Below are 25,379 nucleotides of genomic sequence, written 5' to 3'. Positions count from 1 at the left end.
ACGCACGGCCCATGGAATCGCTCCCGCGATGGCCGGAGAAGAGCGCACACCCGGGCGCACGGCCACACAGCGGGAGCACGACGCAACTACGCGTATCGGACCCGCACTTCAGTACGGACCACAATCCCGCCATCCGGAACAATGCCTCTTAACGCTTGGGATGCGGCGAACTACGCTGGGTTTACGAATGCCGCATGGTTATGCCAGCGCGGCAGCCGTCTGTGTCGAGGGGTGGCGCAATGTCCAGGGAGCAACGCGGGCCGAACGAGAAACTCGGCGCCGTTCTCGCCCTCGCGGGAATCAGCAACGCAGGACTCGCCCGACGCGTCAACGACCTGGGCGCTCAACGCGGGTTGACTCTTCGCTACGACAAGACCTCGGTGGCGCGCTGGGTATCGAAGGGCATGGTGCCGCAGGGCGCTGCGCCGCACCTCATCGCCGCCGCCATAGGGCAGAAGCTCGGCCGCCCGGTGCCGCTCCACGAGATCGGCCTGGCGGACGCGGATCCCGCACCCGAGGTGGGCCTCGCCTTCCCCCGGGACGTCGGACAGGCGGTGCGCTCGGCCACGGAGCTGTACCGGCTCGACCTCGCAGGACGCCGGGCCGGCTCCGGCGGCATCTGGCAGTCGCTGGCCGGATCGTTCGCAGTAAGCGCATACGCAACGCCTGCCTCGCGATGGCTGATAACCCCGGCCGACAGTTCGGTGGCGCGTGAGGTGAACCCCGCCGAGGCCTCCGGCGCACCGCTCAAAGTCGGCCACAGCGATGTGCAGAAACTGCGGGAGGCCGCGGAGGACGCCAGGCGCTGGGACTCCAAGTACGGAGGCGGCGACTGGCGTTCGTCGATGGTGCCCGAGTGCCTGCGCGTGGAGGCGGCTCCGCTGCTGCTCGGCTCCTACTCCGACGAGGTCGGCAGAGCCCTCTTCGGGGCGAGCGCCGAGCTGACCCGCCTCGCCGGCTGGATGGCCTTCGACACCGGCCAGCAGGAGGCCGCGCAGCGGTACTACATCCAGGCGCTGCGGCTGGCCCGTGCGGCAGCCGACGTCCCCCTCGGGGGCTACGTCCTGGCCTCCATGTCCCTCCAGGCCACCTACCGCGGCTTCGGCGACGAGGGCGTCGACCTCGCGCAGGCCGCCCTGGAGCGCAACCGGGGCCTGGCCACCGCCCGCACCATGAGCTTCTTCCGGCTCGTCGAGGCACGTGCCCACGCGCGCGCGGGTGACGCCCAGGCGGCCGGCGCGGCCCTGAAGGCGGCGGAGGGCTGGCTGGAGCGGTCCCGCGAGGGCGACAACGACCCGTCCTGGCTCGGCTTCTACTCGTACGACCGGTTCGCCGCGGACGCCGCCGAGTGCTACCGCGATCTGAAGGCACCGCGCCAGGTCCGCCGCTTCACCGAGCAGGCCCTGTCGAAGCCGACGGAGGAGTTCGTACGCTCGCACGGGCTGCGCCTCGTCGTCTCGGCGGTCGCCGAACTCGAGTCCGGCAACCTCGACGCGGCATGCGAGCAGGGCGTACGGGCGGTGGAGGTCGCCGGGCGCATTTCCTCGGCGCGTACCACCGAGTACGTGAAGGACCTCCTGCACCGGCTGGAGCCGTACGGCGACGAACCGCGGGTGGTCGAGCTGCGGGAGCGGGCACGGCCGCTGCTGATGGCGCCCGCCTGAGCCAGGGACACTCCGTGCGCCTCCCGGGTTTGAGCGCATTGTCAGTGGCGCAGTGCACTATCGAAGCCGGGAGGTGGTGCAGGTGACGCGGCAGGTGCGGGAGCTCGCGTACGACTGTGACGTGCTGGTGGTCGGCGGCGGGATCGTCGGCCTGTCCACGGCGTATGCGATCACGCGCGCCGCGCCGGGCACGCGGGTGACGGTGCTGGAGAAGGAGGCCGGTCCCGCCCGGCACCAGACCGGGCGCAACAGCGGGGTGATCCACAGCGGGATCTACTACCGGCCCGGCTCCCTCAAGGCGCGGTACGCCGTCCGGGGCGCCGCCGAGATGATCAAGTTCTGCGCGGAGTATGACATTCCGCACGCCGTCACCGGAAAGCTGATCGTCGCGACCGACCGGGCCGAGCTGCCGCGGCTGCACGCGCTCGTGCAGCGCGGCCGGGAGAACGGGATCTCGGTACGGGAGCTGGGCGCCGCCCAGATCGGGGAGTACGAACCGGAGGTGCGCGGACTCGCCGCGATACACGTCGGGACGACGGGCGTGTGCGACTTCGCCGAGGTCGCGCGGCGGCTGGGCGAGGCGTCGGGAGCGGAGATCCGGTACGGCGCGCGGGTCGTACGGGTGCATCGGCGGCCGGAGCTCGGGGTGGCCGTACGGACGGCGGGCGGGGACGTCGTGCGGGGGCGGGTGCTGGTGAACTGCGCCGGGCTGTACTGCGACGAGATCGCCCGGATGACGGGGGACGAGCCGGGGATGCGGATCGTGCCGTTCCGGGGCGAGTACTACTCGCTGGCACGGCCTGCGCTGGTGCGGGGACTGGTCTATCCGGTGCCGGATCCGGCGTTTCCGTTCCTCGGGGTGCATCTCACGCGCGGAATCGACGGCGGTGTGCACATCGGGCCCAACGCGGTGCCGGCGCTGGCCCGCGAGGGGTACGGGTGGGGCGTGGTCCGGCCTCGGGAGGTGGCGGGGACGCTGGGGTGGCCGGGGGCCTGGCGGATGGCTCGGCGGCACTGGCGGTACGGGGCGGGGGAGCTGCGGCGGTCGGTGTCCAAGGGGGCGTTCGTGGAGGCGGTGCGTCGGTTGGTGCCGGCGGTCGAGGAAGGGGACCTGGTGCGTGCGGCGGCGGGGGTGCGGGCGCAGGCGGTGCTTCGGGACGGCTCTCTGGTGGACGACTTCCTCATCCGGGAGGGGGCGCGGGCCGTGCACGTACTGAACGCACCTTCGCCTGCGGCGACGGCTTCGCTGCCGGTGGGGCGGGAGGTGGCTCGACGGGCGTTGGCGGCGCTGGCGTCCGGGTGACGGTGCGGGGCGCCGCGCTCGCCGCAGGGCTGTTCTCGCCCCCGCCGCCCCTTCCCGTTCCCATCCCCAGGGGCTCCGCCCCTTCGACCCCGCCAGGGGGCTCCGCCCCCTGGACCCCCGTCGGCCTGAACGGCCTCGTCCTCAAACGCCGGACGGACTGAGTGGCGCCACGGGGGTCGTAAAATTGGGCTCACTGTGTCTGAGTCACTCGATGTCCCCGAAACCCGCCAGGTCCCGCACCCGCCCGGGGCCTCCGCCCGGCATGTTCGGGCCAAGGGGGAGCCTCGGTTTCCCGATGGGCCCCGTGCTGATCCCGCGGGGTCGCACTTCGAGCGGCGGATTCGGAGTTTTCAGCCCCGGCGGAGTCGGGTGACGGCCGGGCAGGCGGACGCGTTGCAGCGGTTGTGGTCCAAGTGGGGGCTCGACATCGACGGGCAGCGCGTCGTCGATCTCGGTGAGCTGTTCGGGAACGGCAATCCCGTCGTGCTCGAGATCGGGTTCGGGATGGGCGAGGCCACGGCCCGGATGGCGGCCGCCGACCCGGCCACCAACATCCTCGCCGTCGACGTACACACCCCCGGACAGGGCAACCTGCTCAATCTCGCCGATCAGAACGGCCTGTCCAACATCCGCGTCGGCAACGGCGACGCCATCATCCTGATGCGGGAGATGCTCGCCCCGGACTCCCTGGCCGGTCTGCGCGTGTACTTCCCCGACCCCTGGCCCAAGAAGCGGCACCACAAGCGGCGGCTGATCCAGCCGGAGTTCCTCGACCTCGCCGCGACCCGGCTCGGACCGGGGGCGGTCGTGCACTGTGCGACGGACTGGGAGCCGTACGCGGAGCAGATGCTCGAGGTGCTCACGGCGCACCCCGGCTTCGAGAACACACAGCCCGGGGGCGGTTTTGCGCCGCGTCCCGAGTTCCGGCCGCTGACTCGTTTCGAGGGCCAGGGACTGGAGAAGGGTCATGTCGTGAACGACCTGCTCTTCCGACGCGTAGAGCACGGCGTAGAGCACCTCGCAGAACAACGCACCGAGCAACCTGCTGAGCAACGTGTAGCGCACAAGGACCAGCCCCCCACCGGCGCCTGAACCCCCCTCTCCCCCTGCGGACGGCGCCTCTGCCTCGTTAGGGTCAATGCCGTGGCCACCGTTCCCCCCTACCCGACGCACCCCGGTGATCCGACCGGCGGCGCACTGCGGCACGCGCACTGGTGGCAGAGGAAGTGGGTGCGTTACGGCGGGCTGAGCACCCTGCTCGCACTCTCCGGACTCGTCATCCTCGCCCTGGTGCGCGAACAGACCGGCACGGAGGGCTTCCTGGTCGGGCTCGGACTCGCCGTCCTGCCCGTGCCGCTCCTCATGACCGCCTTCCGCTGGCTCGACCGGGTAGAGCCCGGCCCCTGGCGCAACCTCCTGTTCTCCTTCGCCTGGGGGGCCTGCGCGGCGGCGCTGATAGCGATCATCGCCAACAGTTTCGCGACGAGATGGATAGCGACGGCCACGGCGGATCCCTCCAGCGCGGACACCCTCGGCGCGACCGTCATAGCGCCGGTCGTGGAGGAGTCGGCCAAGGCCGCGGCCGTTCTACTCGTCTTCCTCTTCCGGCGCCGTGACTTCACCGGGATCGTGGACGGGGTGGTGATAGCCGGGGTCACCGCCACCGGCTTCGCCTTCACCGAGAACATCCTCTACCTCGGCACCGCCTTCGGCACCGACCAGCTCACCGGCGACACCGGGATCGCCTCCGTCACCGCGGCGACCTTCTTCGTGCGGATCATCATGTCGCCGTTCGCGCACCCGCTCTTCACCGTCCTCACCGGCATCGGCTTCGGCATCTCCGCGCTCTCGGCGGAACGCCACCACCTGCGGCGCGTCCTGCTGCCGCTGTCCGGGCTGCTGCTCGCGATGGGCATGCACGCGATCTGGAACGGCTCCTCGACGTTCGGCGAGTACGGGTTCTTCGCGGTCTACGCGGCCTTCATGGTGCCCGCCTTCGGGCTGCTGACCTGGCTCGTCATCTGGACCCGGCAGCGTGAGCTGAAGACCGTACGGGAAGAGCTGCCCGCTTACGCGGTGGCGGGCTGGCTGTCGCCGACCGAGCCGTACGCGCTCGGCTCGATGCGGGCACGGCGACTGGCCCGCGACTACGCCCGTCGGCACTTCGGTCGGCCCGCGGCGCGGGCGGTGGCGCAGTACGAGGCGTACGCGACCTCGCTGGCCTTCCTACGGCATCGGGGGCGCCGCGGGCGGGCCGAGGCCGACTTCGTCGTACGGGAACGGGAGCTGCTGGCCGAGCTGTGGTGGCGCCGGGAGGTGGCGCGCCCCGCGCTGGACCACGCGGCACGGGCGACGGCACCGCCGGTGGCGGTGACCGCGCCGCCGTGGCCGGTGTACGGGGTGTACGGGTATCCGGCGGGGCCTGCCGCGTATCCGGCGGTGCCGTATCCCTCCTACAACTCGTACAACCCGTATCGGACGTAATCAGGAAGCGCACCGCCGGACACCGGCAGGCCACCGCCGGACACCGAGACGTGCGCGCCCAAAGATCAGGCCGACGCCTCCGTCAACCGCGCGACCTCCGCCTCCGTCAGGGCCAGCTCCGCCACCCCCACCAGCGCCGGCAGCTGCTCGACCGTGCGTGCGGAGGCGATCGGCGCCGCCACCGTCGGCCGGGCCGCGAGCCACGCCAGGGCGACCGTGGCGACCGGCGCGTCGTGGGACCGGGCGATCTCGTCCAGGGCGGTGAGGACCTTGCGGCCGCGCTCGGTGTCGAGGTGCTTGGCCGCGCCGCCGGCCCGCGGGCTGTCGACGGTCGTGCCGGGGCGGTACTTGCCGGTGAGGAAGCCGGAGGCGAGCGCGTAGTACGGGACGGCCGCGAGGCCGGAGCGTTCGGCCAGGTTCTGGAGGTCGCCCTCGTACGTGTCGCGGGAGACCAGGTTGTAGTGGGGCTGGAGGGCGACGTACCGTGCCAGGCCCTCCCGGTCGGAGAAGGCGAGGGACGCCTCGAGCCGCTGCGGGGAGATGTTGGACGCGCCGATGTACCGCACCTTGCCCGCCTTCACGAGCTCGTCGAGCGCGCCGATGATCTCCTCCACCGGCACATCCGGCTTGTCGAAGTGCGTGTAGTAGAGGTCGATGTAGTCGGTGCCGAGGCGCCGAAGGGAGGCGTCGGCGGCGGCCTTGATGTTGGCGGCGGTCAGGCCCTGGTACTCGGGGTGCTGGCTCACCTTGGTCGCGATCACCACGTCCGCGCGGTTGCCGCGCGCCTTGGCCCACTTGCCGACGACGGTCTCGGACTCGCCGCCCCGGTGGCCCTCGACCCACGCCGAGTAGGAGTCGGCGGTGTCGATGAAGTTGCCGCCCGCGGCGGTGTACGCGTCGAGGACGGCGAAGGAGGCCGCCTCGTCGGCGGTCCAGCCGAAGACGTTGCCTCCGAGGGACAGCGGGAAGACCTCGAGGTCCGAGGAACCGAGCTTGCGAAGCGAAGGTGAAGTCATACCTCACCTCAACGACCGCCCAGGATCCCCCGATTCCATGGTCACACGCAAAAACCCCGTAAATCCCTGACCGGCAGCCCTGACGTCGGGGGGATGCCGTCAGGACCGCCGGGACTCGGGTAACACGACGGTCAGGGGTTGAGGCCCTTGCTCCGCAGCCACGCCATCGGGTCGATCCCGGAGCCGGAACCGTCGGTGTGGACCTCGAGGTGCAGATGCGCCCCGGTCACGTTCCCCGTCGCACCCACGCGCCCGATCACGTCACCGGTGTTGACCTTCTGGCCGACGCTGACGCTGATCGAGGACTGGTGGGCGTACCAGATCTCGGTGCCGTCATCGAGGGTGAGCACGGTCTTGTAGCCGTACGACCCGTCCCAGCCGGCCTGCGTGATCGTCCCGGTGTGGACGGCCTTGATCAGCGTGCCCGTGGGCGCGGCGAAGTCGAGGCCGGTGTGGTAGCCGGAGGACCAAAGGGAGCCGGCCTGGCCGAAGGTGGAGGTGACGGTGTACGAGGAGGTCGGCAGCGCGAACTGCTTGGCCAGCTCGGCGAGGCGCGCGGCCTCGGCCTTCTGCGCGGCCTCCTCCTCCGCCTTCTTCTTCGCGGCGGCGGCCTTGGCCTCGGCCTCCTGCTCCGCCTTGGCGGCCGCGTCGGCGGCGGCCTTCTCGGCCTCGGCGACGGCTTCAGCCGCGGCCTTGCTCTCGACCTGGTCCTGCTGCTGCTCGGCCTGGGCCATGATCCGGGCGCGCAGCACCTCGCCGGCGTCGGCCGTGCTCTCCTCGGTGTCCGCGGCGGCCACGCTGACGGTGCTGAGCGCGGTGGTGGAGTCCTCGGCGGCGTCCGAGTCGTCGGAGATGAGGGAGCCCACGTTGGGCAGGTCGGGCATGGAGATCGACACCGGCGGCTTGCCGGTCTGCGCGCTGGCCATGCCGCCCGCGCCGACAGCGGCTATGACGCCGACGCCGAGGACGGTGGAGCTGCGGGCGAGTCCGCCGCGCGCGAGTCCGCCGCGCTGCTTGGCGACGCGATGCCGGCCACGTACGGGTGGGAGGGACTCCTCGGTGGGATTCCACTCCGTCCAGGGGCCCTCGTCGGTGCTGTAGGTGCCGTAGCCGAAGGTCTCGGTGTCGCGCTGGCTCGGCACGAACGGGGCTTCTGGGGCAGGCCGGTTGGACGCCACGTGGGCGTGCTCCTTTCCTTCCTTCTCGCCTACCGGGTTAGCTGACGGGTTCGGAGCAGGAAGGTCTCCTACGCGCGTATACCGGCCGTGACTTCACGGCGGTTTCCGCGCGATTCACCCCAATTGGTGGTTCCCCGGTTCCCTTGCGGGATTCGGCGCGTGCGCACGGAGCCGACTCTTGTGACGGCTGGGACGACCGCGCTGCGTTATCGAACGTTAATAGACGCGGGGCCCTGATTCCAAGCTGTTCCTCTTGATCATTAACCTTTCCGCGCAGGACTTACGACCCATGACCGGCGAAAAACGGGCGAGTTGGCCAAGCCTCAGCAACCCCACAAGTGCTGACGGTGCGTCAGTTGTTATGCGGAGGGCTCTCATCCGATCACCCCTCGTAACAACGGACCCTCAGGGCCGTCGTACGGCGAGCAGCGCCATGTCGTCCGTCATGCCGCCTCCGGTGTGCCGGCGCACCTCCTCGGCGAGGGTGCGCAGAAGCTCACCGGGGGCACGGAAGGTGCGCCCCGCGAGCCGCGCCTCGGGGTCGTAGAACTCCCCGCGGGCGTTCCGCGCCTCGGACAGCCCGTCGGTGTGCAGCAGCAGCGTGGCCCCGGCCGGGAAACCGGTCTCGTCGGCGCGGTCGGGCCAGGTGCCGAGGTCTCCCATGCCGAGCGGCAGCGCGGCCTCCCGCGCGAGCAGGCAGCGCACGGTGCCGTCGACGTGCAGCAGGAGCGGTGGCGGATGCCCCCGGTTGACGATCCGCACCACGCCGCGCCCGTACGGAAGCTCGGCCAGCACGGCCGTCGTGAACCCCTCGAAGGCCTCGATCCCGCCCCGCCGCGTGGCCTCGCGCGCCAGCGCCCGCTCCAGCCGCTGCGCGACCGCCTCCAGCGTCGCCTCCTGCTCGGCGGCCTCCCGGAAGGCCCCGATCACGATGGAGACCGCCGCCACCGCCCCCATCCCCTTGCCCCGCACATCACCTACGACGAGCCGGACGCCGTACGGACTGTCCTGCACCGCATACAGATCACCCCCGATGAAGGCGTCCGCCTGGGCCGCCTCGTAGCGGGCCGCGATGTCGAACCCGCCGATCCGTCCGGCGGGCTCGGGCAGCACCGCGCGCTGGGTGGCCTCGGCGATCCCGCGCGCGGAGGCGAGGCGCCCCTCGCCCCGGCGTACGACACGGTTGATGACGGCGGCCAGCACGGCGACCGTGGCCACGGTGACCACCTCGGTGACCGTGTCGGCGTCCGCGGCGAGTCCGTACCGGGCATGGACCGCGTACGTGGCGATCAGGGCCACGCCCCCTGTCACGACGGTGCCGCTCAGCGAGTAGACCGGCGCGGCCACGAGCGGGGCGGCGGTGAAGAAGGGGATCGCGGTGAAGGCGTGCGGGGTGAGGAGGTCGTAGAAGACTCCCCCGACGATCAGCAGGACGGGGAGTACCTGGAGAACGACCCGCAGGCTGGAGATGCGGCGCCCCTCCTCCGCGTCACCAGGCCGCACCACTCGTCTCCCCCACGTACGTCCGGTCCCGTCACCACTGCACCCAGGTTTCCCGGACCGGTGGCGGGGGGCGACCGGTGAGGGCCGACCGGCGTACACATACACCGAGGGCCGGAACCCATTTCTGGATTCCGGCCCTCGGCCTTCAGTAGCGGGGACAGGATTTGAACCTGCGACCTCTGGGTTATGAGCCCAGCGAGCTACCGAGCTGCTCCACCCCGCGTCGTTGTGTCTTCAGTGTACGCCATCCGCGGGACGGAAGTCGCATCGACGCCGGCTGCCCGGATTGTCCGCACTCGCGCACGGCGGCAAGGGGACGTGTCGGGGGGTGTCCGCCCGCAGCGGTTGGCGCGTCAACACCGGCACCTCGATGAGGAACCGATTCCGCGCCGTTCCGAGGACGGACACCCCCCGACACGTCCCCGACCCCCACACAACACAAGGCGCTACGCGCACCCCCACCCCACCCGCACAGGCCGCCGCAGGCACTCGTCAACCCAGCAGATGCCGATTAGGCGCCTTCGCCACCGCCTCGTACTCCGGGAGCACGACGACCGTCGCACCCTCCGCCACCAGCACCCCGCTCCCGTCCGCCCCCGCGACGAACGTGTCCGGCTCGCGCCACGCCGTCACCACCCGCCGCACCCCCGCGTCCAGGATCAGCCGCGCGCACGGCGCCGGCCGGGACGCGCGGCGGGCGCACGGTTCCAGGCTGCTGTACACCGTCGCGGAGGCCAGCCGGGGGTCACCCGGCGTGATCTTCGCGAGGGCCGCCTCCTCCGCGTGGACGACCGGGTCGTCGCCCTCCCGTGAGTGGCCGCGCGCCAGCTCCGTACCGTCGGCCGCCACCACCACCGCCCCCACGCTGAACGCCGTGTCCGAGGGCGGACACAGGGCCGCCAGTTCGCAGGCGAGGGCGAGCCAGTGGTGGTCGGCGGCGGAGGCGTGCGGCCCGCTGCCCGGTGCCGTCGGCTCATAGCGCATCAGGACGACGTCCCCGACCGGCTGGGTGGAGACCAGCCGGAGGCGTCCGCCCTGGTAGGGGCCGGGGCCGAACAGGCGGGGCGCGTCCGGGTCGCCCACGAACAGCGGGGCCAGCACCAGCTGGAGTTCGTCGGCGAGCCCCTGCCGCAGCAGCTGGGTGTGGATCTGTCCGCCGCCCTCGACCATGAGGCGCCGGACCCCACGGACGTCGTGCAGGTGCTCCAGCAACCGCCGCCAGTCGAGTTCGGCACCGAGGGGCACCACGTCCGCCGCCAGTCCCACCGCACGAGCCCGGGCCGCGCCCTTCTCCGTCGTATAGACGATCTTCTCGCCGCCCGTGTGCCAGAAGTTCGCGGCCGGGTCCAGGTCCCCCGACCCGCTGACCGTGACCTTCAGCGGATACTCCGGCTTGCCCGCGGCCACCCGGGCCGCCCGCCGCTCCGCCGAGTTGACCAGCAGCCGCGGATTGTCGGCACGGATCGTCCCGGCGCCCACCAGGATCGCGTCGACGGACGCCCGCACCTCGTCGACCCGGTCGAAGTCGGCCGGGCCGGAGAGCAGCAGGCGGTCGGGGCCGGTGTCGTCCAGGTAGCCGTCGAGGGAGACGGCGGCGGAGAGGAGGACGTACGGGTGGGGCATCGGCGCGGTCCCTCTCGAAGGCGGCGGCACGGCGGGCGTGGTTCATGTCACGGCGGGCTTGGTTCAAGTTTGAAGCAAACCTACACTGGGGGCATGACGACTCGCTGGCTCACCCCGAAGGAGCAGCGCGCCTGGCGCGCGTACATCGCCGCGACGCAACTCCTGGAGGACGCGATCGACCGGCAGCTCCAGCAGGAGGCCGGCATGCCGCACCTCTACTACACCATCCTGGCCTACCTCTCCGAGGTGCCCGAGCACCGGCTGCGCATGACCGATCTCGCCGAGAAGCTGAAGATCACCCGCAGCCGGCTGACGTACGCCGTGACGCGCCTGGAGAAGGACGGGCTGCTGCGGCGCGAGGACTGCCGCTGGGACAAGCGCGGCACCGTCGCGGTCCTGACGGACGAGGGCATGACGACCCTGGAGCAGACCGCGCCCGGCCACGTCGAGACGGTCCGCGCCTCCCTCTTCGACCGGCTCACCGACGAACAGGTGGAGCAGCTGGAGGAGATCTGCACGGGCATCGCCGAGGGCCTCCAGGGCGACGACGCCCAGTCCGCGCCGGAGGGGGTCCCGTGGCGCCGCCGCTCCTCCCCTTCGTGCTCGTGAGCCGCACCACAAACTGATTGCTTCAAATTTAAAGCATGAGGTAGGGTCCAACTCGTGGATCTGCTTCAAAACTGAAGCAGATCCCGCGCTTCTGACCACCGGACCCGGGAGAACCCGCATGCCCGACTTCCCCGCCGCCACCCCCCGCTCCCGCGTCCGCGTACCGCTGCGCTTCCACGACGGCTACAGCGTCGACACCGAGGTCGTCACCTTCCACGGCCTGGCCGACGGCCAGGAACACGTGGCGATCATCCTCGGGAACCCGGCCCCCGGCACCACCGCAACCGCAACCGCCACCCCCCTCGTCCGCCTGCACTCCGAGTGCCTGACCGGCGACGTCTTCGGCTCGGCCCGCTGCGACTGCGGCCCGCAGCTGCGCGAGGCCGTCGAGCGGATAGCCGACCGCGGCGGCGTGCTGCTCTACCTCCGCCAGGAGGGCCGCGGCATCGGTCTCTACAACAAGCTCGACGCGTACGCCCTCCAGGACCAGGGCCTCGACACCTACGCCGCCAACACCGCGCTGGGCCTGCCCGAGGACGCCCGCGACTACACGGCGGCCGCCCAGATGCTCCAGGCGCTCGGCATCAACAGCCTCGACCTGCTGTCCAACAACCCCGACAAGGCAGGGCAGTTGAGGGACCTCGGCATCCACGTCCGCGACCGGGTGCCCACCGGCGTCTTCCAGAACACGCACAACGTCCGGTACCTGCGCGCGAAGGTCCTGCAGACCCAGCACACGCTGCCGCTCGGCGAGCTGACGGGACGTCACGCGGGCTGATGGTGTAGCCCGCTACACCCCACACTCGGTAACCCACTCCCTCGTGGCCACACACGGCGGACGGAATCGTGGAGATCACACGGATCCCACCGTTTTCCGCCCCGTCCCGCTGTTGTGGAGGCAATCCCTGCCATGGCCACTTTCCTGTACCACGTAGGCCGACTGGCCTTCAGATGGCGCTGGTTCGTCACCCTGCTCTGGATCGCGGCCCTGGCCGCCGTAGGCGTCGCCGCCGCCAAGGCGCCCGCCGCCGCCTCCGACGGGTTCACCATGCCCGGCATCGAGTCCCAGAAGGCCTTCGACCTGCTCGAAGAGCGCTTCCCCGGGTCGGCGGCGGACGGGGCGAGCGCCCGGATCGTCTTCGTCGCCCCGAACGGCGAGAAGGTCACCGCCACCGAGAACAAGGCGGCGATAGAGAAGCTCGTCGACGAGGCCTCCGACAGCTCCCAGGTCGCCAGTGCCGTCGACCCCTTCCAGGCGAAGGCGGTCAGCAAGGACGCGACGACGGCGTACGCGACGGTCTCCTTCAAGGTGCCCGCGGCCGACCTGACCGACGCGAGCAAGAAGCACCTGGAAAGCGCCATCGACGTGGCCCGGGACGCGGGGCTCACCATCGAGGTCGGCGGGGACGCCCTCGCCACCCAGCCCTCGGCGGGCGGCAGCGCGGAGGCCATCGGCATCGCGATCGCCGCCCTGGTCCTGCTCATCACCTTCGGCTCGCTCGCCGCCGCCGGACTGCCGCTGCTCACCGCGATCCTCGGCGTCGGCCTCAGCATGGCCTCGATCATGGCCCTGAGCAGCGCCTTCGGCCTGTCGGACACGACCGGCACGCTGGCCACCATGCTCGGCCTCGCCTGTGGCATCGACTACGCGCTGTTCGTCGTGTCCCGCTACCGGGAGGAGCGTGCCAAGGGGCACGACCCTCGGGAGGCGGCGGGCATGGCCGCCGGTACGGCCGGTTCGGCGGTCGTCTTCGCCGGGCTGACCGTGGTGATCGCGCTGGCCGGGCTCTCGGTGGTCGGCATCCCGCTGCTCACCAAGATGGGGCTGGCCGCGGCCGGCGCGGTCCTCGTCTCCGTACTGATCTGCCTCACCCTGGTCCCGGCCGTGCTCGGCTTCTGGGCGAACGCCGTGCTCTCGCGCGGGGTTCGCCGGAACAGCAGGCGCAGCCGCAGGAAGCAGCAGCAGACCGAGAACGGCGGCTCGCGCTGGGCCCGGATCGTCGTACGCCATCCCCTCCCCGTGCTGCTGCTCGGCGTGGCGGGCCTGGGCGTGATGGCGACCCCGGTGATGGACCTCCAGCTGGGCATGCCCGGCGACGAGGCCAAGGCCACCTCCACCACCGAGCGCCGGGCGTACGACGCCCTCGCCGAGGGCTTCGGCCCCGGGTTCAACGGGCCCCTCAGCATCGTCGTGGACGCCAAGGGAAGCGACGACGCGAAGTCGGCCGTAGCGAGGATCTCGAAGGACATCGCCGCCACCGACGGAGTCGTCTCCGTCTCGCCCGCCCGCTTCAACCAGGCCGGGGACACCGCGGTGTTCTCCGTCACCCCGTCCACCGCGCCGACCGACGAGAAGACCAAGGACCTCGTCCAGACCATCCGCGACGAACGCCCGGGCATCGAGTCCAAGACCTCCGGGGCGTCCTTCGAGGTGACCGGCAAGACCGCCCTGGACATCGACGTCGCCGAGAAGGTGCAGTCCGCGCTGATCCCCTACCTCGCGGTCGTGGTCGGTCTGGCGATCGTGCTCCTGCTGCTGGTCTTCCGCTCGCTGCTCGTCCCGCTGAAGGCGGCGCTCGGCTTCCTGCTCTCCGTCCTCGCCGCCCTCGGCGCGGTGGTCGCGGTCTTCCAGCAGGGCCTCGGCGCCGAACTCCTCGGCGTCGAGACCACCGGCCCGATCATGAGCATGATGCCGATCTTCCTGGTGGGCATCGTGTTCGGCCTGGCCATGGACTACGAGGTGTTCCTCGTCTCGCGGATGCGGGAGGCGTACGTCCATGGCGACGGGGCCAAGCAGGCGGTCGTCACCGGGTTCCGGCACAGCGCCCGGGTGGTCGTGGCCGCCGCTCTGATCATGATGGCCGTCTTCTCCGGCTTCATCGGCGCCGGCGAGTCGATGATCAAGATGATCGGCTTCGGCCTGGCCATCGCGGTCTTCTTCGACGCCTTCGTCGTCCGGATGGCGATCGTCCCCGCGATCCTCTCCCTCCTCGGCGACAAGGCCTGGTACCTGCCCCGCCTGCTGGACCGGCTGCTCCCCGACATCGACGTCGAGGGCGAGAAGCTCAGCCGCCGGCACCCGGTCGGCGACACGGACGCGGCCCGGCGGCCCGAACCCGAGCCGGTCTCCGCCCGCTAGACCGCGACACCCCCGGGGCCGCCGTCACCGACGGCGGCCCCGCTCCGTAGATCCCAATCGCCCCCATCCCCATCCCCATCCCCCTCGCCGTCCCCGTAGCCGCTCGTCACGACACTGCCCGCCTCCTCCGCCCTCTGAGAAAGAGCAGGACATTCTGATGACGACGACTCATGTACGGGTCATGCTGGCCGGAATCCTCGTCGCGTGCTGCACCCTCGCGGTGGCCGTGGGCGTCACGGACGACGACGCCCCGGCCGCCGGGACCAGGACCGACGCCGCTGCGAAGGGGCCGTACGTCGCGCTCGGCGACTCCTACACCTCCGGTCCCGAGATCCCGGACCGCACGGGCACCCCGGCCGGCTGCGAGCGTTCCTCCCGCAACTACCCGGCCCTCGTCGCCGCCGACCTGGGCCTGACGGGCGCCGGCTTCCGGGACGTCAGCTGCAGCGGCGCCAAGATCACCGACCTGACGACCACCCAGTCCACCGCCGACGGCACCAACCCCGCCCAGCTCACCGCGCTCTCCTCCGACACCCGTCTGGTCACCGTCGGCATCGGCGGCAACGATGTCGGCTTCAGCTCGATGATCAAGCGGTGCGTCGGGATGGGGGCGCTGTACAAGCTCGCCGGGAGCGGGAAGTACCTCTCCGAGGACGCCCCGTGCGCACGGCAGTACGGCGGCTCGGGTGACTCCGTGGAAGAGCGCATCGACGAGGCGGACGACCGGCTCACCCGCACGCTGGCCGAGGTCCGGCGGCGCGCCCCTCAGGCCCGGGTGTACGTCGTCGGCTACCCGGCGCTCTTCCCCGCGGACAGCGCCGAGTGCGGGCGCGAGATGTCCCTGGCGCCCGGTGACGTGACCTTCCTGCGGGAGACGGAACTCCAGCTCAACGGCATGCTGCGGCAGCGCGCCAAGGCCTCGGGCATCGGGTACGTCGACACGTACAAGCCCTCCGAGGGCCACGACGCCTGCTCGGCCGAGGGCACCCGATGGATCGAACCCCTGGTCCCGAAGAGCCCCGCGGCGGCGGTGCACCCCAACGAGCGGGGCGAGCGGGGGATGGCGGACGCGGTGCTGCACACGGTGAGGTCGGCGTTGTAGGAGCCGTCGCGGAAGCCGTACTGGCGTATCTGGGGTCACTCCGGGGTGTGCGCCAGGTACGCCAGTACGGCCAGCACCCGGCGATGCCCGCTGTCGGACGGCGGCAGCCCCAGCTTCAGGAACACGTTCCCGATGTGCTTGTGAACCGCCCGTTCCGTCACCACCAGCGTCTTCGCGATCGTCGCGTTGTCGTGCCCCTCCGCCATCAGCTTCAGCACCTCACGCTCACGCGGAGTCAGCGAATCGACCGGTGTGTCCCGGCGCCGCGTCAGCAACTCCGTCACCACCTCCGGATCCAGCGCCGTACCCCCGGCCGCCACCCGCTCCAACGCGTCGAGAAACTCATCCACCCGCCCGACCCGGTCCTTGAGCAGATAACCCACCCCACTGCTCCCACCACCCAACAACTCGGCGGCGTACGACTCCTCCACATACTGCGACAACACCAGCACCGGCAACCCCGGCATCTCCTTGCGCGCGGCCAACGCCGCACGCAGACCCTCGTCCCGGAACCCCGGCGGCATCCGCACATCCAGCACCGCCACATCCGGCCGATGCTCCAACAACGCCGGCAGGACCTCCGGCCCGGAGCCCACCACAGCCACCACCTCGTGCCCGGCAGAGGTCAGCAACAGCACAAGGCCCTCCCGAAGGAGGGCGTTGTCCTCGGCGATCACCACACGCACGGCAACTCCACCTCGATCACGGTCGGCCCCCCGACGGGGCTGGTGACGTCGAACGTCCCGTCGAGCGCCGCGACCCGTCGGCGCATGCCGAGCAGCCCCGAGCCGGCGGACTCGTCGGCGCCGCCCTGGCCCTCGTCGCGGACGTACACCGTCAGGCTGCGCCGGGTGCGGGCGAGGCGCACCTCGGCCCGCGGGGAACCGCTGTACTTGGCGACGTTGGTCAGCGACTCGGCGATCACGAAGTACGCGGCGGCCTCCACGGCCGCGGGCGGGCGGACGCCCTCCTCCAGGCCGCCGTCGTCCACCGACACCGCCAGACCGCTGCTCGCGGCCAGCGCCCGCACCGCGCCGACCAGGCCGCGGTCGGTGAGGATCGGCGGGTGGATGCCGCGTACGACGTGCCGCAGCTCCGTGAGTGCCTGTTCGGCCTGGTCCTGGGCGTCGTCCAGGAGCTTGCGCGCGGCCGCGGGATCACGGTCGTAGGCCCGCTTGGCGAGCCCGATCCGCATGGACAGGGCGACCAGCCGTGCCTGCGCGCCGTCATGCAGATCCCGCTCGATACGGCGCAGTTCGGCGCCGTGCGCGGCGATCGCGTCCGCGCGGGTCTCCTTCAGTTCCTCGACCCGCGCGGCGAGTTGCGCCTTCGGGGAGGGCATGAGGAGGGCGGTCGTCCAGTCGGCCTCGAGGTCCGCGAGCCGCACGATCAACGGCAGCACCACCGCGGGCCGCCGCAGCAGCCCGCACCACACGCCGTCGACGACCAGTCCCACGGGCCACAGCGGCAGTGCGAGGAAGACGAGAGCGCCGTAGAAGTAGTAGGCGAGCATCCAGCGCAGGTCGGTGTGCGTACCGGGGTCGCGTACGGCGATCCACAACCGCTCCCGCAACGTCCCGCTCACGCTCTGGTACGCCTCGGGAATCCGCCGCCCCGTCCACGCGGCGGTCAGCCCCCGCTTGGCCCCGGCGATCCGCCGGATCAGCAGCACCGTCTCGGGCAGCATCCAGGCGCCGACGACCGCGACGGTACCGATGGCGGTGATCAGCAGAACGGTGATGAATATCCACACGCCGAACGCCATCGCGGCGGCCACGACAAGATGCAAGGTGGCCCACGCGGCCCGCTGGACCGTTTTCCACATGCGCCAACGCTAGATGATGGGGGTGGGGGCGGTCGGGTGGGCGGGCACCCGGGCCCGGGGTGTAGCGGGCTACACCATCGGCCGCGGAACGGCCGCAGAAGCACCGCGGAAGGCATGATCGGGGCAGGGCTGCCGGGACGACGAAAGGGACGCTGGGGCTGTGAGCGAGCACGCGGGGATCTCGACGGCGAAGGAGGCCGCGGATCACGAGCTGGTCCTGGCTTTCGGGCGGTTGCAGGGGGCGGCCAACCGGCTGGAGTACATCCTGGGGCGCTCGCTGGAGGTGGAGTGCGGGATCAGCCATCTGACGTACGAGGTGCTGCTGATCCTGGGACGGGCGCCCGAGCCGGGTCTGTCGATGCGGGCCATCGCCCAGGAGCAGGTGCTGACCACGGGCGGGGCGACGCGGCTGGTGGACCGTATGGAGGCGGCCGGGCTGGTCGAACGCGTGGAGGACCCCGGCGACCGGCGTGGGCGGCTGGTGCGGCTGACCGGGCTGGGGGAGGAGACCGCGGTGGGTGCCTCCCGGGTGCACGTGGAGAACATCAAGCGGTACTTCGTGGAGCCGCTGCCCGAGGCGGACCGTGAGCGGTTCGCGGAGGACCTGCGCATCCTGAGCCACGCGGCGCGGGACATGTTGCCCCGGCTGCCCTGAGCGTCGGCCGGGCGGGCGTCGACGGCGCGAGCGTCGGCCGGCGGGCGGCATGCCTGACCCCATGGCACCGTGGACGGAAAAGTGGCGCCGATCACACACCTTCAGGGAAATACCTGACGAAGCAGATACTGTTCAGTCAGATGAATGGCTCGCGCTGGCGGGCACCGAGACCCCCGCTGTCCCGCCGTCCCCCTCAAGGAGCACCCGCATGAGCACGCTCGAATTCACCGTCCTCGACCTCGACTTCCCCGCCGGCACCAAGAACAAGACCGCCACCCTCGTCACCGGCGAGCGCGAGGCGCTGCTGGTCGACACCGGCTTCACCCGGGCCGACGGCCACCGTCTGGCCGCCGCCGTCCTGGACTCCGGCAAGCAGCTGACCACCGTCTTCCTCAGCCACGGCGACCCGGACTACTACTTCGGCGCCGAAGTCCTCGCCGACGCCTTCCCCGACGCCGCCTTCGTCGCCACCCCGCAGGTCATCGAGCACATCCAGCACTCCTACGAGGGCAAGCTCAAGGCGTGGGCGTCCCTCGGCCCGAACCTGCCCACGCGCCTGGTCGACATCACCCCGCTGACCGGCGACCTCACCCTGGAAGGCCACCGCTTCGAGCTGAAGGGCGGCCCGGCCGAACTGCCCGACCGCCACTACCTGTGGCAGGCCGAGCAGCGCGCGGTCCTCGGCGGCGTCCTGCTCTTCCAGAAGGAGCACGTCTGGGTCGCCGACACGCCCAACCCCGAGGACCGTGCCGCCTGGATCAAGCTCCTGGACGAGATGGCCGCCCTCGACCCCCAGCTGGTCGTCCCCGGCCACCGCCTGCCCGGCACCCCCGCCGACGCCTCCGCCATCACCGCCACCCGCGACTACCTCCTCGCCTTCGACGAGGAGCTCGCGACCGCGGCGGACGGCCCGGCCCTGACCGAGGCACTCGTCCGGCGCTACCCCGACAACGGCATGCTGATCGCCGCCCAGATCGGCGCGAAGGTCGCCAAGGGCGAAATGAAGTGGGGCTGACCACCATGACACCCACCAATACCGGCGACACCAGCGACCCCGCCGCCGCCTTCGCCACCTCCGCCGCCCCGGCCGACGTGGTCCGCCGCCAGTACCTCGCCTCGGCCGCCGGCGACCTCGAAGCCCTCCGCGCCACCCTCGCCCCCGACGTGGAGTGGACAGAGATGGCGGGCTTCCCCCTCGCCGGCACCTATCGCACCCCCAACGGCGTCACCGCCAACGTCATGGAGCAGCTGGGCAAGGAGTGGGACAACTGGACCGCTCACGACGACACCTACGTCGTCGACGGCGAGAACGTCGTGGTCCTGGCCCGCTACACCGCCGTCAACAAGGCGACGGGCAAGCCCATCAACGTCCGCGTCGCCCACCACTTCGTCGTACGCGGCGGCCGGATCGTACGGTTCGAGCAGTTCGTGGACACGGCACTGGTACGTGAGGCGATGACCGACGGCGGCTGAGGATTCTCTCCGACCCCCGAAAGGCCTCGCCACCCAAGGTGGCGAGGCCTTTCAACTCCGCGTCAGCCTATGCAGAATCACCGTCGCCGGCACCGTGGTCACGCACCCAGTTCTTATGAGCGTTGGACCCTTCGCGGCCAGGGGAGATCTTCACCACGGCTCCGTCGTCGATCTGTTCAAGACTGGTGATCACATAGGGCGAACCGGTCTTCACCGCCAGCCGGATGCTGCCGTTGCTGAACTCCGTTACACGAAGCGTCCGTCCACCGGACAGAGGGACGTCCCTCTTGTCGATCTCCACAGGTCTTTCGTCCGCTGCCGCCACGACTGCCTCCTCATTGCCAGTCTCCGGGGAGGTCGCCATCGGCGTCGATCCCCCGGAAGTAGGGATCCTTCGCGGTGACGAGTTCGGCACGGGCCTCGTCCACCGACTTCCGCACATGCTCAGGCAGCGCATCGCGGCAGGCGAGGGCTCGAGCCGCCAGTCCATCTGCCAGGGTGGCCCATGAACGGGTCGGTCACTGGCCGGGCTCCAGCTCCCGCGCGCTGTGGCGGATCCTCGACACCTCTTCGAGAAGGGCCTTGGCCTCCGCGTAATCGGCGGACTCTGCCGCGCGGTGGTGGCGATCGGCCACATGAGCGTCGAGCTCAGGATCGCGGGCGATCGAGTACTCGACCCACCAGCGCGCCAGGAACGCGGGCAGCGGGCTGATGTCGTAGGTGTCGGCGATGGCCCGTTTCCAGTGCTCGTCGAAGTCGGGCAGGAGCTGGGGGGCGTATCGAGCGATCGCCTCACGCAGCGCCTTCGGTGTCCGCTCTGGCATGGGGGGAACGGCCGATGTCGGTTCGGCTGCGTGGGCGGTCATGACCGATGGCCTCCTTCGACGCTTCGTGCTTACGACCATAGCCCGGCCCTCCGACTCCGCACGGGCCGATCGTGTGCGGCTTCCCGCTCTCCGGCATCCTCGGTGTCCTCGCCGTCCGGATCCGGCAGGCGCAAGCCCCGGGACTCGGCGACACGCAGCGCGTCGGTCAGGCACTCGGCCAGCCGGAGGCCGGCGTAGCGGACCTCGGTGTACGGCGACGCGGGATCGTCCAGCACCGCGCGGGCGAGGCCCAGAACGTCGGCGCCGGTGGCCAGTTGGGTGGCCTCCAGGTCGTCGGCGAGGCGGGACAGATATCCGCCGCGGCTGTCCGTCACCAGGTAGCAGGGTTTGCCGTCGGGGGACGGCCAGGGCAGCAGGCGGGGCGACGCGGCTGCCGTCGCGTGGTCGGTGGTGTGTTCCATCAGGCGGCCACCTCCTGCGCGCCGATCAGGTGCCGGTCGAGGTCGATCCCGAAGTCGGCGGCGAGGACGAGGGCGAGGCGGCGGTGGTGCTGGAGGACGGCTTCCTGTTCGTGGGCGGTGAGGTAGGGGCGCACGAGGGCGGAGTCGGTGCCGTCGAGGGGGGTGGCGAGGCCGTACGAGGAGCGGTGCGGGGGCAGGGGTGCGGCAGGGTGGTGTACGGCGGTGAGGTGGAGGTGGGGACAGGAGTGGCGGCGAGGGCGGCGCCGTTTCCCTGTGCCCGGGGCGAAGAAGAGGCGAAGCCATTCGAGGGTGCGGCGGATACGGTCGTGCATGTCGGCGCTCCTAGTAAGCGTTGACCGTGCCCCGGGAGGTCTTGCCACCTCGCCGGGGTCTTTCCATCTTGGAAGCTATACTGGGATACATCCCTCTACATACAAGTACAGAGGGATCCACACGATCGTGCAGCTCCATGCCGCTCTACGTTGGACGTATGAGCGATACGGGAAAGCCGAACGCCACGCTGGACCCCATGAGCGCGAGACCGCTCTATGTCCAGCTGGCCGACGTCATCGCCGGCAAGATCAAGTCCGGGGAGCTTGCGCCGGACAGGCCCATCCCCTCGGAAAACCACCTTGCCGACGAGTACGGCGTGGCCCGACTCACCGCGCGACGTGCTGCACAGGAACTTCGCGAGCGCGGACTGATCGTCACCGTGCGCGGCAAAGGATCTTTCGTCGTCGAGCAACCGACCGGCGACGCGTCCCAGGAGGGCGAGCCGAACTCCTGAAGGGGCCCAACCAGCCACCGAAGAACGGTCGTTGACCGGGCCGGAACGCACAGGACCCCAGCTCTTTTCCGCACTGAGCTGGGGTCCTTCGGGTAGGCCCTGTGGGACTCGAACCCACAACCAATGGATCAAAAGTCCTGGTGGGATCTTGGTGGGTGGTTCCGGACGCTCCTTCGGTGTCCGGAACCACCTGGTCAGGGCAGGTGCTGCTCCGCGCTCAGTCCACGCCGTGATGGTCTCTGCCACATCATCCGCTCACGCATCGCTCACGCAGAAAGGCCGGTTGAGCAGCTCTTTCAACGCCGCCGATGCCCGTATACCTCTGCCGGCGGCATTTACGTCCGCGTCTGCCGAACAGCGCTCAGGGGTTATCGGATGGGGCGGCGACGGGAGCGCCCGGACCAGCGCGCGGCGGTGAGGGCCAGCGCGGCCACGAGGACCACGATGCCGATGATGAGCAGGTGACTCAGCCCATCACGGGCCGTTTCCGTTCGCGTGGCGTCGGCTCAGCGGCCACGGCGCGTGGCCCTGATCGTCGAGGGACGGCGGGCGGTGCCGGTCGAAGTCGCCGGCTTGTTCGGTGACCAGCGTCTCGAAGAGGCTCCGGGCCTCGATCATGGCCTCCCGCATCTCCTCGGTGTCGCCCTGGCCTCGTGCCGCCGTGTGCACGCTGCGGTAGCCGTGGACATGGGTGGCGTGGTGGACGGAAAGGGCGGCGAGCTGCTCTTCGAACTGCTGGCCGTCGGGGAAGCCGCGGTCCCTCGCGAGGCCGGCGAGAAGTGCGTCGGCCGCGATGACGGCCTTTTGCGGTGATTCGACGAACTGTTCCTGGATGTCGGCCCACTGAGCCCTGTACTGCGCCCGGTCCTCGGGCGACAACGGCTGCTCCTGGAGGGCGCCGTGCTGCTTGACTCGCTCGCCGAGTTCCCGCTCGGCAGCTTTGGTGTCACCGTCGTGGTCGGTGACGGCACGGTCGTATTCGGGTCCGAAGCGGTGCTTCAGCCCGCGCCCGCCACCGTCCCGGATGCGTCCGCGTCCGATGATGAGGACGGTGACCGCCGCGATGACGATCACGGCGATGATCACGATGGTGAGCATGGCGGCCTTCTCTGGCTCTCGGCTCGTAGGTTGTCCGGCTTCATTTGCCGTCCCCATCAATTCCGCGTTGGCCTGCCGGGTGGTGTCCACGCGACGTGGGCACCACCCAGGGCATGTTGTGGTCAGTGCCTGAAGGCGTCCTTGGCCTTGTCGCCGGACTGCTTCAGATTTCCGGAGACCCGGTCGGTCCTGCCTTCGCGCTGCAGTCGCCTGTTGCGGGTGGTCCGGCCGATGCGTTCGGTGACCCGGCCCTTGAATGCCTGGGTCTTGTGCTTGATCGTCTGTCCGACGCTCATGGCTGTCCTCTGCTCATTGCTGGATGGGCTCCCGCGGGCGGGAGAACGCACTGGTGTGGACTACCCGCGACTGCGGCCGTACCGGCGGCCACCGCCACCGCCGCGCCCGCGCTTCGCGAAGCCGACGATCCAGACGACCAGCAGGACGGCGGCGACCCACCAGAGGGCCTGCATGGTGAAGCCGAACCCGAACACCACCAGGATCAGCAGAAGGAGAAGAATCCAAAGGATCATTGCCGGGCCTCCAGATCGCGGGGATTTCCTTGATTCCGCGGGGTCCGGGCGAAGCGGGAAGGTGGAATGCGTCGTCCGAGTGATCCGGAGCGGCATGGCCCTACGCCGTGCTGTCAGTCAACGCCCGGCAGCCTCCCCTGTCAACGCGGTGTCGACACGGGGGAGTTCTGCGAGCTGGGCAGGGGCCACTGGGACAAACGGAGCCTCGGTGGGAGTGTCGACGGGCTCGGCCGGCGGCGCCGGCAGGACGTGATCCTCCCACCAGGACAAGCCCATCACGGTGGCGAGCAGGACGAAGGGGACAGAAGCCGGAACGATCAGTACGTACATGCGTGCCACCTGCGGTGGGATGCGTGCGACGCGACGGGCAGCGGAGGGGAAGGATGCCCGCATGGGGCGCATCGAGGCCGTGCCGGGAAGGCATGGCGACGGCGGGTGCGGGAGCGGCCCGTTGGGGGCGAGGCGGGTTCCGGCACCGATGCGCGAGGTGCGCCCTCGAAGGAGCGCGAGAGATGATCGACGCTGCCGGGGGCTCGGGCCGTACCGTGCACGCTAGCCCTCGCCGCGCCCCCTGGACAGACGGCAAGTGGCCATCCGGTCCCGGCGGAAGACGCTGACGTGGGCCGCTGTCCGCAACCTCTGGGGAGGACTACGCTGTTCGAACAGGCCCTGGCCCCCGGCAGTGATGCATTGTTCCGCTCCGGGAAGGCCCGCCGTGTTCGTCGTGCTTCTCATCCTCGCCCTGATCTTGTTCGGCTTCGGGTTCCTCAACCCCCTCTGGTGGCTGGCCGCGGCGGTGTTGGTCTTCGGCTCCACTCGCTACGGCCGCGATCGCGGTGGAGGCCGGGGCCGTGGCGGCGGTTCCGGTTTCGGGGTAGTACCGGGACTACGAGAACCGCCGGGAGCGCCAGGACCGCTGGGACCGTCGCTACACCCGTCAGCACCGGGCGCGCTGGAGGCGCGAGGACCGTCGGGACCATGAACGTCGCGGGTGACCGATGAAGTTGCCCGATATCCATAGGTTCCGGGGTGGCTTCAGCCGCTCCGGACGCGCGGAAATCGTGGAGAGGCAGATGCCATGCACCGCACGACCATGCTCCCAAAGCATTGGTGGGATCTGAGGGCCGAGACCTCGGTGGAGGACCCGGCGGGTCAGGATGCCGTGGCGCTGCGCGCCGAGATCGATCAGCTGCGGCGAGCGCTGACCGGCCGCCCGGTCATCGATCAAGCCTGCGGCATGGTGATGGTTCTGGCCCCTTGCCGCCGTGAGCCGGCCAGGAACCTGCTGGTGGACATGGCGCGGCAGTGCAACACCAAGCTTCCGGACGTAGCCCTGGCCGTGGTCGCCGCCTGGGAGGGCGAGCCGCTCCCACGGCTGATGCAGCGGGCGCTGCGGCACGCGCTGCGGCGGCTTTACGCGGAAGACCGGGGGTGCGACTCACCACCGACAGATGAGCCGTCCAGAAGGAGAAGGCCGTGATCCACACAGCCGACGTCCGGGAATGGCGCAACCACAACGTCGTCGACAGCGAAGGCCACAAGATCGGTGTGCTCGAAGCGGTCTATGTGGACACCACCCCCGACGAGCCGGCCATGGCCACGGTACGGACTGTGTTGTGAGGTACGCACCATGCACCACCTGACCACGCCCCGTGAAGAACAACCGCTGTTGACGGCTGCGGATTCGGTGAGGGATGCGGCCTTGCTGGCCGAGGTCGTCGAACTACGCACCAAGAACAAGCAGTTGGAGCAGGCACTGGCAAGCCGTGCGGTGATCGACCAGGCGCGCGGCATGGTGATGGCACTGGCACCGTGTTCCAGCGAGCGGGCATGGGAGGTGCTGGTGGATATGTCGCAGCACTGCAATGTCAAGCTCCGGGCCGTGGCCACGGCCCTGGTCGCCACGACGAAGAACGAGACGCTCCCGGAACCGATGCAGCGGGAGCTGCGCCAGGGGCTGCGGCGCCTTCATCTGGCAGACCGGCGGTGACGGCATGCGTGCCCGACGGACGGCACCGGACGCTGTGGGTTCAACTCTCCGGTGCCTTCGTCCAGGACGGCCGTCGGACGCCTCTGCTGTGTAGCCCACCTCGTGGAACTCA

Annotated in this window: 27 protein-coding genes, 1 tRNA gene, 1 pseudogene and 1 riboswitch; of the genes and pseudogenes, 15 read left to right on the top strand and 14 right to left on the bottom strand. The window is 70.5% G+C overall.

What is annotated here, in order from left to right; translation table 11 throughout:
• The first annotated feature begins 239 nt into the window (after positions 1–239).
• The 4 genes from OG252_RS27175 (at position 240) to OG252_RS27160 (ending at position 5,451) form a co-directional block, all read left to right on the top strand.
• Positions 240–1,664, top strand: coding sequence for an MFS transporter (locus OG252_RS27175; RefSeq protein WP_266437197.1), 1,425 nt, complete (start codon positions 240–242; stop codon positions 1,662–1,664).
• Between the two features lie 76 nt (positions 1,665–1,740).
• On the top strand, positions 1,741–2,967 hold the full coding sequence (lhgO, locus tag OG252_RS27170; protein ID WP_329345200.1) for an L-2-hydroxyglutarate oxidase: 1,227 nt from the start codon (positions 1,741–1,743) through the stop codon (positions 2,965–2,967).
• 195 nt (positions 2,968–3,162) lie between these two features.
• Positions 3,163–4,059: a tRNA (guanosine(46)-N7)-methyltransferase TrmB gene (trmB, locus tag OG252_RS27165; RefSeq protein ID WP_266437194.1), complete on the top strand. Its 897-nt coding sequence runs from the start codon at positions 3,163–3,165 to the stop codon at positions 4,057–4,059.
• Positions 4,060–4,110: 51 nt separating this feature from the next.
• On the top strand, positions 4,111–5,451 hold the full coding sequence (locus OG252_RS27160) for a PrsW family intramembrane metalloprotease (protein WP_329339355.1): 1,341 nt from the start codon (positions 4,111–4,113) through the stop codon (positions 5,449–5,451).
• Between the two features lie 65 nt (positions 5,452–5,516).
• Here OG252_RS27160 and OG252_RS27155 read toward each other — a convergent pair whose 3' ends face one another.
• The 5 genes from OG252_RS27155 to OG252_RS27135 all read right to left on the bottom strand — a co-directional run bounded on the left by OG252_RS27155 (position 5,517) and on the right by OG252_RS27135 (position 10,771).
• Positions 5,517–6,467 (bottom strand): aldo/keto reductase, encoded by a 951-nt coding sequence (locus OG252_RS27155; RefSeq protein ID WP_329339353.1) that lies wholly within the window; start codon positions 6,465–6,467, stop codon positions 5,517–5,519.
• Between the two features lie 131 nt (positions 6,468–6,598).
• Positions 6,599–7,645: a M23 family metallopeptidase gene (locus OG252_RS27150; protein ID WP_329339351.1), complete on the bottom strand. Its 1,047-nt coding sequence runs from the start codon at positions 7,643–7,645 to the stop codon at positions 6,599–6,601.
• 11 nt (positions 7,646–7,656) lie between these two features.
• Positions 7,657–7,813: riboswitch (cyclic di-AMP (ydaO/yuaA leader) on the bottom strand.
• 237 nt (positions 7,814–8,050) lie between these two features.
• Positions 8,051–9,148 (bottom strand): PP2C family protein-serine/threonine phosphatase, encoded by a 1,098-nt coding sequence (locus OG252_RS27145; RefSeq protein WP_329339349.1) that lies wholly within the window; start codon positions 9,146–9,148, stop codon positions 8,051–8,053.
• A gap of 149 nt (positions 9,149–9,297) precedes the next feature.
• Positions 9,298–9,371: transfer RNA gene (locus OG252_RS27140), tRNA-Met, on the bottom strand.
• 269 nt (positions 9,372–9,640) lie between these two features.
• Entirely contained in the window at positions 9,641–10,771 is a 1,131-nt protein-coding gene (locus OG252_RS27135) for a dihydrofolate reductase family protein (protein WP_329339347.1), read from the bottom strand.
• A gap of 93 nt (positions 10,772–10,864) precedes the next feature.
• Here OG252_RS27135 and OG252_RS27130 point away from each other — a divergent pair, with 93 nt between their 5' ends.
• The 4 genes from OG252_RS27130 to OG252_RS27115 all read left to right on the top strand — a co-directional run bounded on the left by OG252_RS27130 (position 10,865) and on the right by OG252_RS27115 (position 15,621).
• Entirely contained in the window at positions 10,865–11,380 is a 516-nt protein-coding gene (locus OG252_RS27130) for a MarR family winged helix-turn-helix transcriptional regulator (protein ID WP_329339345.1), read from the top strand.
• Between the two features lie 118 nt (positions 11,381–11,498).
• Positions 11,499–12,158, top strand: coding sequence for a GTP cyclohydrolase II (locus tag OG252_RS27125; RefSeq protein WP_329339343.1), 660 nt, complete (start codon positions 11,499–11,501; stop codon positions 12,156–12,158).
• Positions 12,159–12,290: 132 nt separating this feature from the next.
• A complete protein-coding gene (locus OG252_RS27120; RefSeq protein ID WP_329339341.1) occupies positions 12,291–14,519 on the top strand; it encodes an MMPL family transporter in 2,229 nt (742 codons plus the stop codon).
• Positions 14,520–14,676: 157 nt separating this feature from the next.
• Positions 14,677–15,621, top strand: coding sequence for an SGNH/GDSL hydrolase family protein (locus OG252_RS27115; protein WP_329339339.1), 945 nt, complete (start codon positions 14,677–14,679; stop codon positions 15,619–15,621).
• Between the two features lie 35 nt (positions 15,622–15,656).
• On the opposite strand, the gene OG252_RS27110 is transcribed toward OG252_RS27115, so the two are convergent.
• Positions 15,657–16,307 carry a response regulator gene (locus tag OG252_RS27110; RefSeq protein ID WP_266437170.1) on the bottom strand — a complete coding sequence of 217 codons (651 nt, stop codon included), beginning with the start codon at positions 16,305–16,307 and terminating at the stop codon, positions 15,657–15,659.
• Positions 16,295–17,446 (bottom strand): sensor histidine kinase, encoded by a 1,152-nt coding sequence (locus OG252_RS27105; protein WP_329339336.1) that lies wholly within the window; start codon positions 17,444–17,446, stop codon positions 16,295–16,297. Before OG252_RS27105 ends, OG252_RS27110 begins: the two co-directional genes overlap by 13 nt.
• A gap of 160 nt (positions 17,447–17,606) precedes the next feature.
• Between OG252_RS27105 and OG252_RS27100 the strand changes: the two genes are divergently transcribed.
• The 3 genes from OG252_RS27100 (at position 17,607) to OG252_RS27090 (ending at position 19,574) form a co-directional block, all read left to right on the top strand.
• Positions 17,607–18,101, top strand: a complete 495-nt coding sequence (locus OG252_RS27100) for a MarR family winged helix-turn-helix transcriptional regulator (protein WP_266437165.1) — start codon at positions 17,607–17,609, stop codon at positions 18,099–18,101.
• Between the two features lie 208 nt (positions 18,102–18,309).
• Positions 18,310–19,116 (top strand): MBL fold metallo-hydrolase, encoded by an 807-nt coding sequence (locus OG252_RS27095; protein WP_329339335.1) that lies wholly within the window; start codon positions 18,310–18,312, stop codon positions 19,114–19,116.
• Between the two features lie 5 nt (positions 19,117–19,121).
• Entirely contained in the window at positions 19,122–19,574 is a 453-nt protein-coding gene (locus OG252_RS27090; RefSeq protein ID WP_329339334.1) for a nuclear transport factor 2 family protein, read from the top strand.
• A gap of 67 nt (positions 19,575–19,641) precedes the next feature.
• Here the strand turns inward: OG252_RS27090 and OG252_RS27085 are convergent, their stop codons facing one another.
• From OG252_RS27085 to OG252_RS27070, 4 genes are all read right to left on the bottom strand, one after another.
• Positions 19,642–19,899, bottom strand: a complete 258-nt coding sequence (locus OG252_RS27085) for a hypothetical protein (protein WP_329339333.1) — start codon at positions 19,897–19,899, stop codon at positions 19,642–19,644.
• A gap of 193 nt (positions 19,900–20,092) precedes the next feature.
• Positions 20,093–20,440 (bottom strand): DUF6247 family protein, encoded by a 348-nt coding sequence (locus OG252_RS27080; RefSeq protein ID WP_329339332.1) that lies wholly within the window; start codon positions 20,438–20,440, stop codon positions 20,093–20,095.
• 29 nt (positions 20,441–20,469) lie between these two features.
• Positions 20,470–20,862: a hypothetical protein gene (locus OG252_RS27075; protein ID WP_329339331.1), complete on the bottom strand. Its 393-nt coding sequence runs from the start codon at positions 20,860–20,862 to the stop codon at positions 20,470–20,472.
• Positions 20,862–21,194 carry a hypothetical protein gene (locus tag OG252_RS27070; RefSeq protein ID WP_329339330.1) on the bottom strand — a complete coding sequence of 111 codons (333 nt, stop codon included), beginning with the start codon at positions 21,192–21,194 and terminating at the stop codon, positions 20,862–20,864. The genes OG252_RS27075 and OG252_RS27070 overlap by 1 nt, the downstream gene beginning before the upstream one ends.
• 158 nt (positions 21,195–21,352) lie before the next feature.
• Here OG252_RS27070 and OG252_RS27065 point away from each other — a divergent pair, with 158 nt between their 5' ends.
• Positions 21,353–21,649, top strand: a complete 297-nt coding sequence (locus tag OG252_RS27065; protein WP_266437145.1) for a GntR family transcriptional regulator — start codon at positions 21,353–21,355, stop codon at positions 21,647–21,649.
• A 474-nt stretch (positions 21,650–22,123) separates the two neighbouring features.
• Here OG252_RS27065 and OG252_RS27060 read toward each other — a convergent pair whose 3' ends face one another.
• From OG252_RS27060 to OG252_RS27050, 3 genes are all read right to left on the bottom strand, one after another.
• Positions 22,124–22,747 carry a hypothetical protein gene (locus OG252_RS27060; protein ID WP_266437142.1) on the bottom strand — a complete coding sequence of 208 codons (624 nt, stop codon included), beginning with the start codon at positions 22,745–22,747 and terminating at the stop codon, positions 22,124–22,126.
• Positions 22,748–22,869: 122 nt separating this feature from the next.
• Entirely contained in the window at positions 22,870–23,043 is a 174-nt protein-coding gene (locus OG252_RS27055; RefSeq protein WP_151485287.1) for a CsbD family protein, read from the bottom strand.
• A 60-nt stretch (positions 23,044–23,103) separates the two neighbouring features.
• The gene (locus tag OG252_RS27050; protein WP_266437137.1) at positions 23,104–23,277 is read right to left on the bottom strand and encodes a hydrophobic protein; all 174 of its coding nucleotides are present in this window, start codon (positions 23,275–23,277) and stop codon (positions 23,104–23,106) included.
• Between the two features lie 1,078 nt (positions 23,278–24,355).
• On the opposite strand from OG252_RS27050, the gene OG252_RS27045 reads away from it, so the two are divergent.
• The 3 genes and pseudogenes from OG252_RS27045 (at position 24,356) to OG252_RS27035 (ending at position 25,267) form a co-directional block, all read left to right on the top strand.
• Positions 24,356–24,757, top strand: a complete 402-nt coding sequence (locus OG252_RS27045) for an ANTAR domain-containing protein (protein WP_266437135.1) — start codon at positions 24,356–24,358, stop codon at positions 24,755–24,757.
• Positions 24,754–24,894: pseudogene (locus tag OG252_RS27040) on the top strand (PRC-barrel domain containing protein); the annotation flags it as partial. The gene OG252_RS27045 and the pseudogene OG252_RS27040, both read left to right, overlap by 4 nt.
• A gap of 13 nt (positions 24,895–24,907) precedes the next feature.
• Positions 24,908–25,267, top strand: coding sequence for an ANTAR domain-containing protein (locus OG252_RS27035; RefSeq protein ID WP_266437130.1), 360 nt, complete (start codon positions 24,908–24,910; stop codon positions 25,265–25,267).
• Positions 25,268–25,379: the final 112 nt, after the last annotated feature.

This window comes from Streptomyces sp. NBC_01352, from assembly GCF_036237295.1.
GTDB classification, from domain to species: domain Bacteria; phylum Actinomycetota; class Actinomycetes; order Streptomycetales; family Streptomycetaceae; genus Streptomyces; species Streptomyces plumbiresistens.
Note: the sequence above shows the minus strand (reverse complement) of the source record. Positions and strands in the feature narration are given on the sequence as shown.

Excerpts from the sequence above, each read along its gene's own strand:
- OG252_RS27130 (WP_329339345.1), top strand. The coding sequence starts at position 10,865 with ATGACGACTCGCTGGCTCACCCCGAAGGAGCAGCGCGCCTGGCGCGCG.
- OG252_RS27105 (WP_329339336.1), bottom strand. The coding sequence starts at position 17,446 with ATGTGGAAAACGGTCCAGCGGGCCGCGTGGGCCACCTTGCATCTTGTC.
- OG252_RS27120 (WP_329339341.1), top strand. The coding sequence starts at position 12,291 with ATGGCCACTTTCCTGTACCACGTAGGCCGACTGGCCTTCAGATGGCGC.
- OG252_RS27135 (WP_329339347.1), bottom strand. The coding sequence starts at position 10,771 with ATGCCCCACCCGTACGTCCTCCTCTCCGCCGCCGTCTCCCTCGACGGC.
- OG252_RS27095 (WP_329339335.1), top strand. The coding sequence starts at position 18,310 with ATGAGCACGCTCGAATTCACCGTCCTCGACCTCGACTTCCCCGCCGGC.
- OG252_RS27050 (WP_266437137.1), bottom strand. The coding sequence starts at position 23,277 with ATGATCCTTTGGATTCTTCTCCTTCTGCTGATCCTGGTGGTGTTCGGG.
- OG252_RS27175 (WP_266437197.1), top strand. The coding sequence starts at position 240 with ATGTCCAGGGAGCAACGCGGGCCGAACGAGAAACTCGGCGCCGTTCTC.
- OG252_RS27075 (WP_329339331.1), bottom strand. The coding sequence starts at position 20,862 with ATGGAACACACCACCGACCACGCGACGGCAGCCGCGTCGCCCCGCCTG.
- OG252_RS27065 (WP_266437145.1), top strand. The coding sequence starts at position 21,353 with ATGAGCGATACGGGAAAGCCGAACGCCACGCTGGACCCCATGAGCGCG.
- OG252_RS27155 (WP_329339353.1), bottom strand. The coding sequence starts at position 6,467 with ATGACTTCACCTTCGCTTCGCAAGCTCGGTTCCTCGGACCTCGAGGTC.
- OG252_RS27055 (WP_151485287.1), bottom strand. The coding sequence starts at position 23,043 with ATGAGCGTCGGACAGACGATCAAGCACAAGACCCAGGCATTCAAGGGC.
- OG252_RS27035 (WP_266437130.1), top strand. The coding sequence starts at position 24,908 with ATGCACCACCTGACCACGCCCCGTGAAGAACAACCGCTGTTGACGGCT.
- OG252_RS27070 (WP_329339330.1), bottom strand. The coding sequence starts at position 21,194 with ATGCACGACCGTATCCGCCGCACCCTCGAATGGCTTCGCCTCTTCTTC.
- OG252_RS27045 (WP_266437135.1), top strand. The coding sequence starts at position 24,356 with ATGCACCGCACGACCATGCTCCCAAAGCATTGGTGGGATCTGAGGGCC.
- OG252_RS27115 (WP_329339339.1), top strand. The coding sequence starts at position 14,677 with ATGACGACGACTCATGTACGGGTCATGCTGGCCGGAATCCTCGTCGCG.
- OG252_RS27125 (WP_329339343.1), top strand. The coding sequence starts at position 11,499 with ATGCCCGACTTCCCCGCCGCCACCCCCCGCTCCCGCGTCCGCGTACCG.
- OG252_RS27090 (WP_329339334.1), top strand. The coding sequence starts at position 19,122 with ATGACACCCACCAATACCGGCGACACCAGCGACCCCGCCGCCGCCTTC.
- OG252_RS27060 (WP_266437142.1), bottom strand. The coding sequence starts at position 22,747 with ATGCTCACCATCGTGATCATCGCCGTGATCGTCATCGCGGCGGTCACC.
- OG252_RS27080 (WP_329339332.1), bottom strand. The coding sequence starts at position 20,440 with ATGACCGCCCACGCAGCCGAACCGACATCGGCCGTTCCCCCCATGCCA.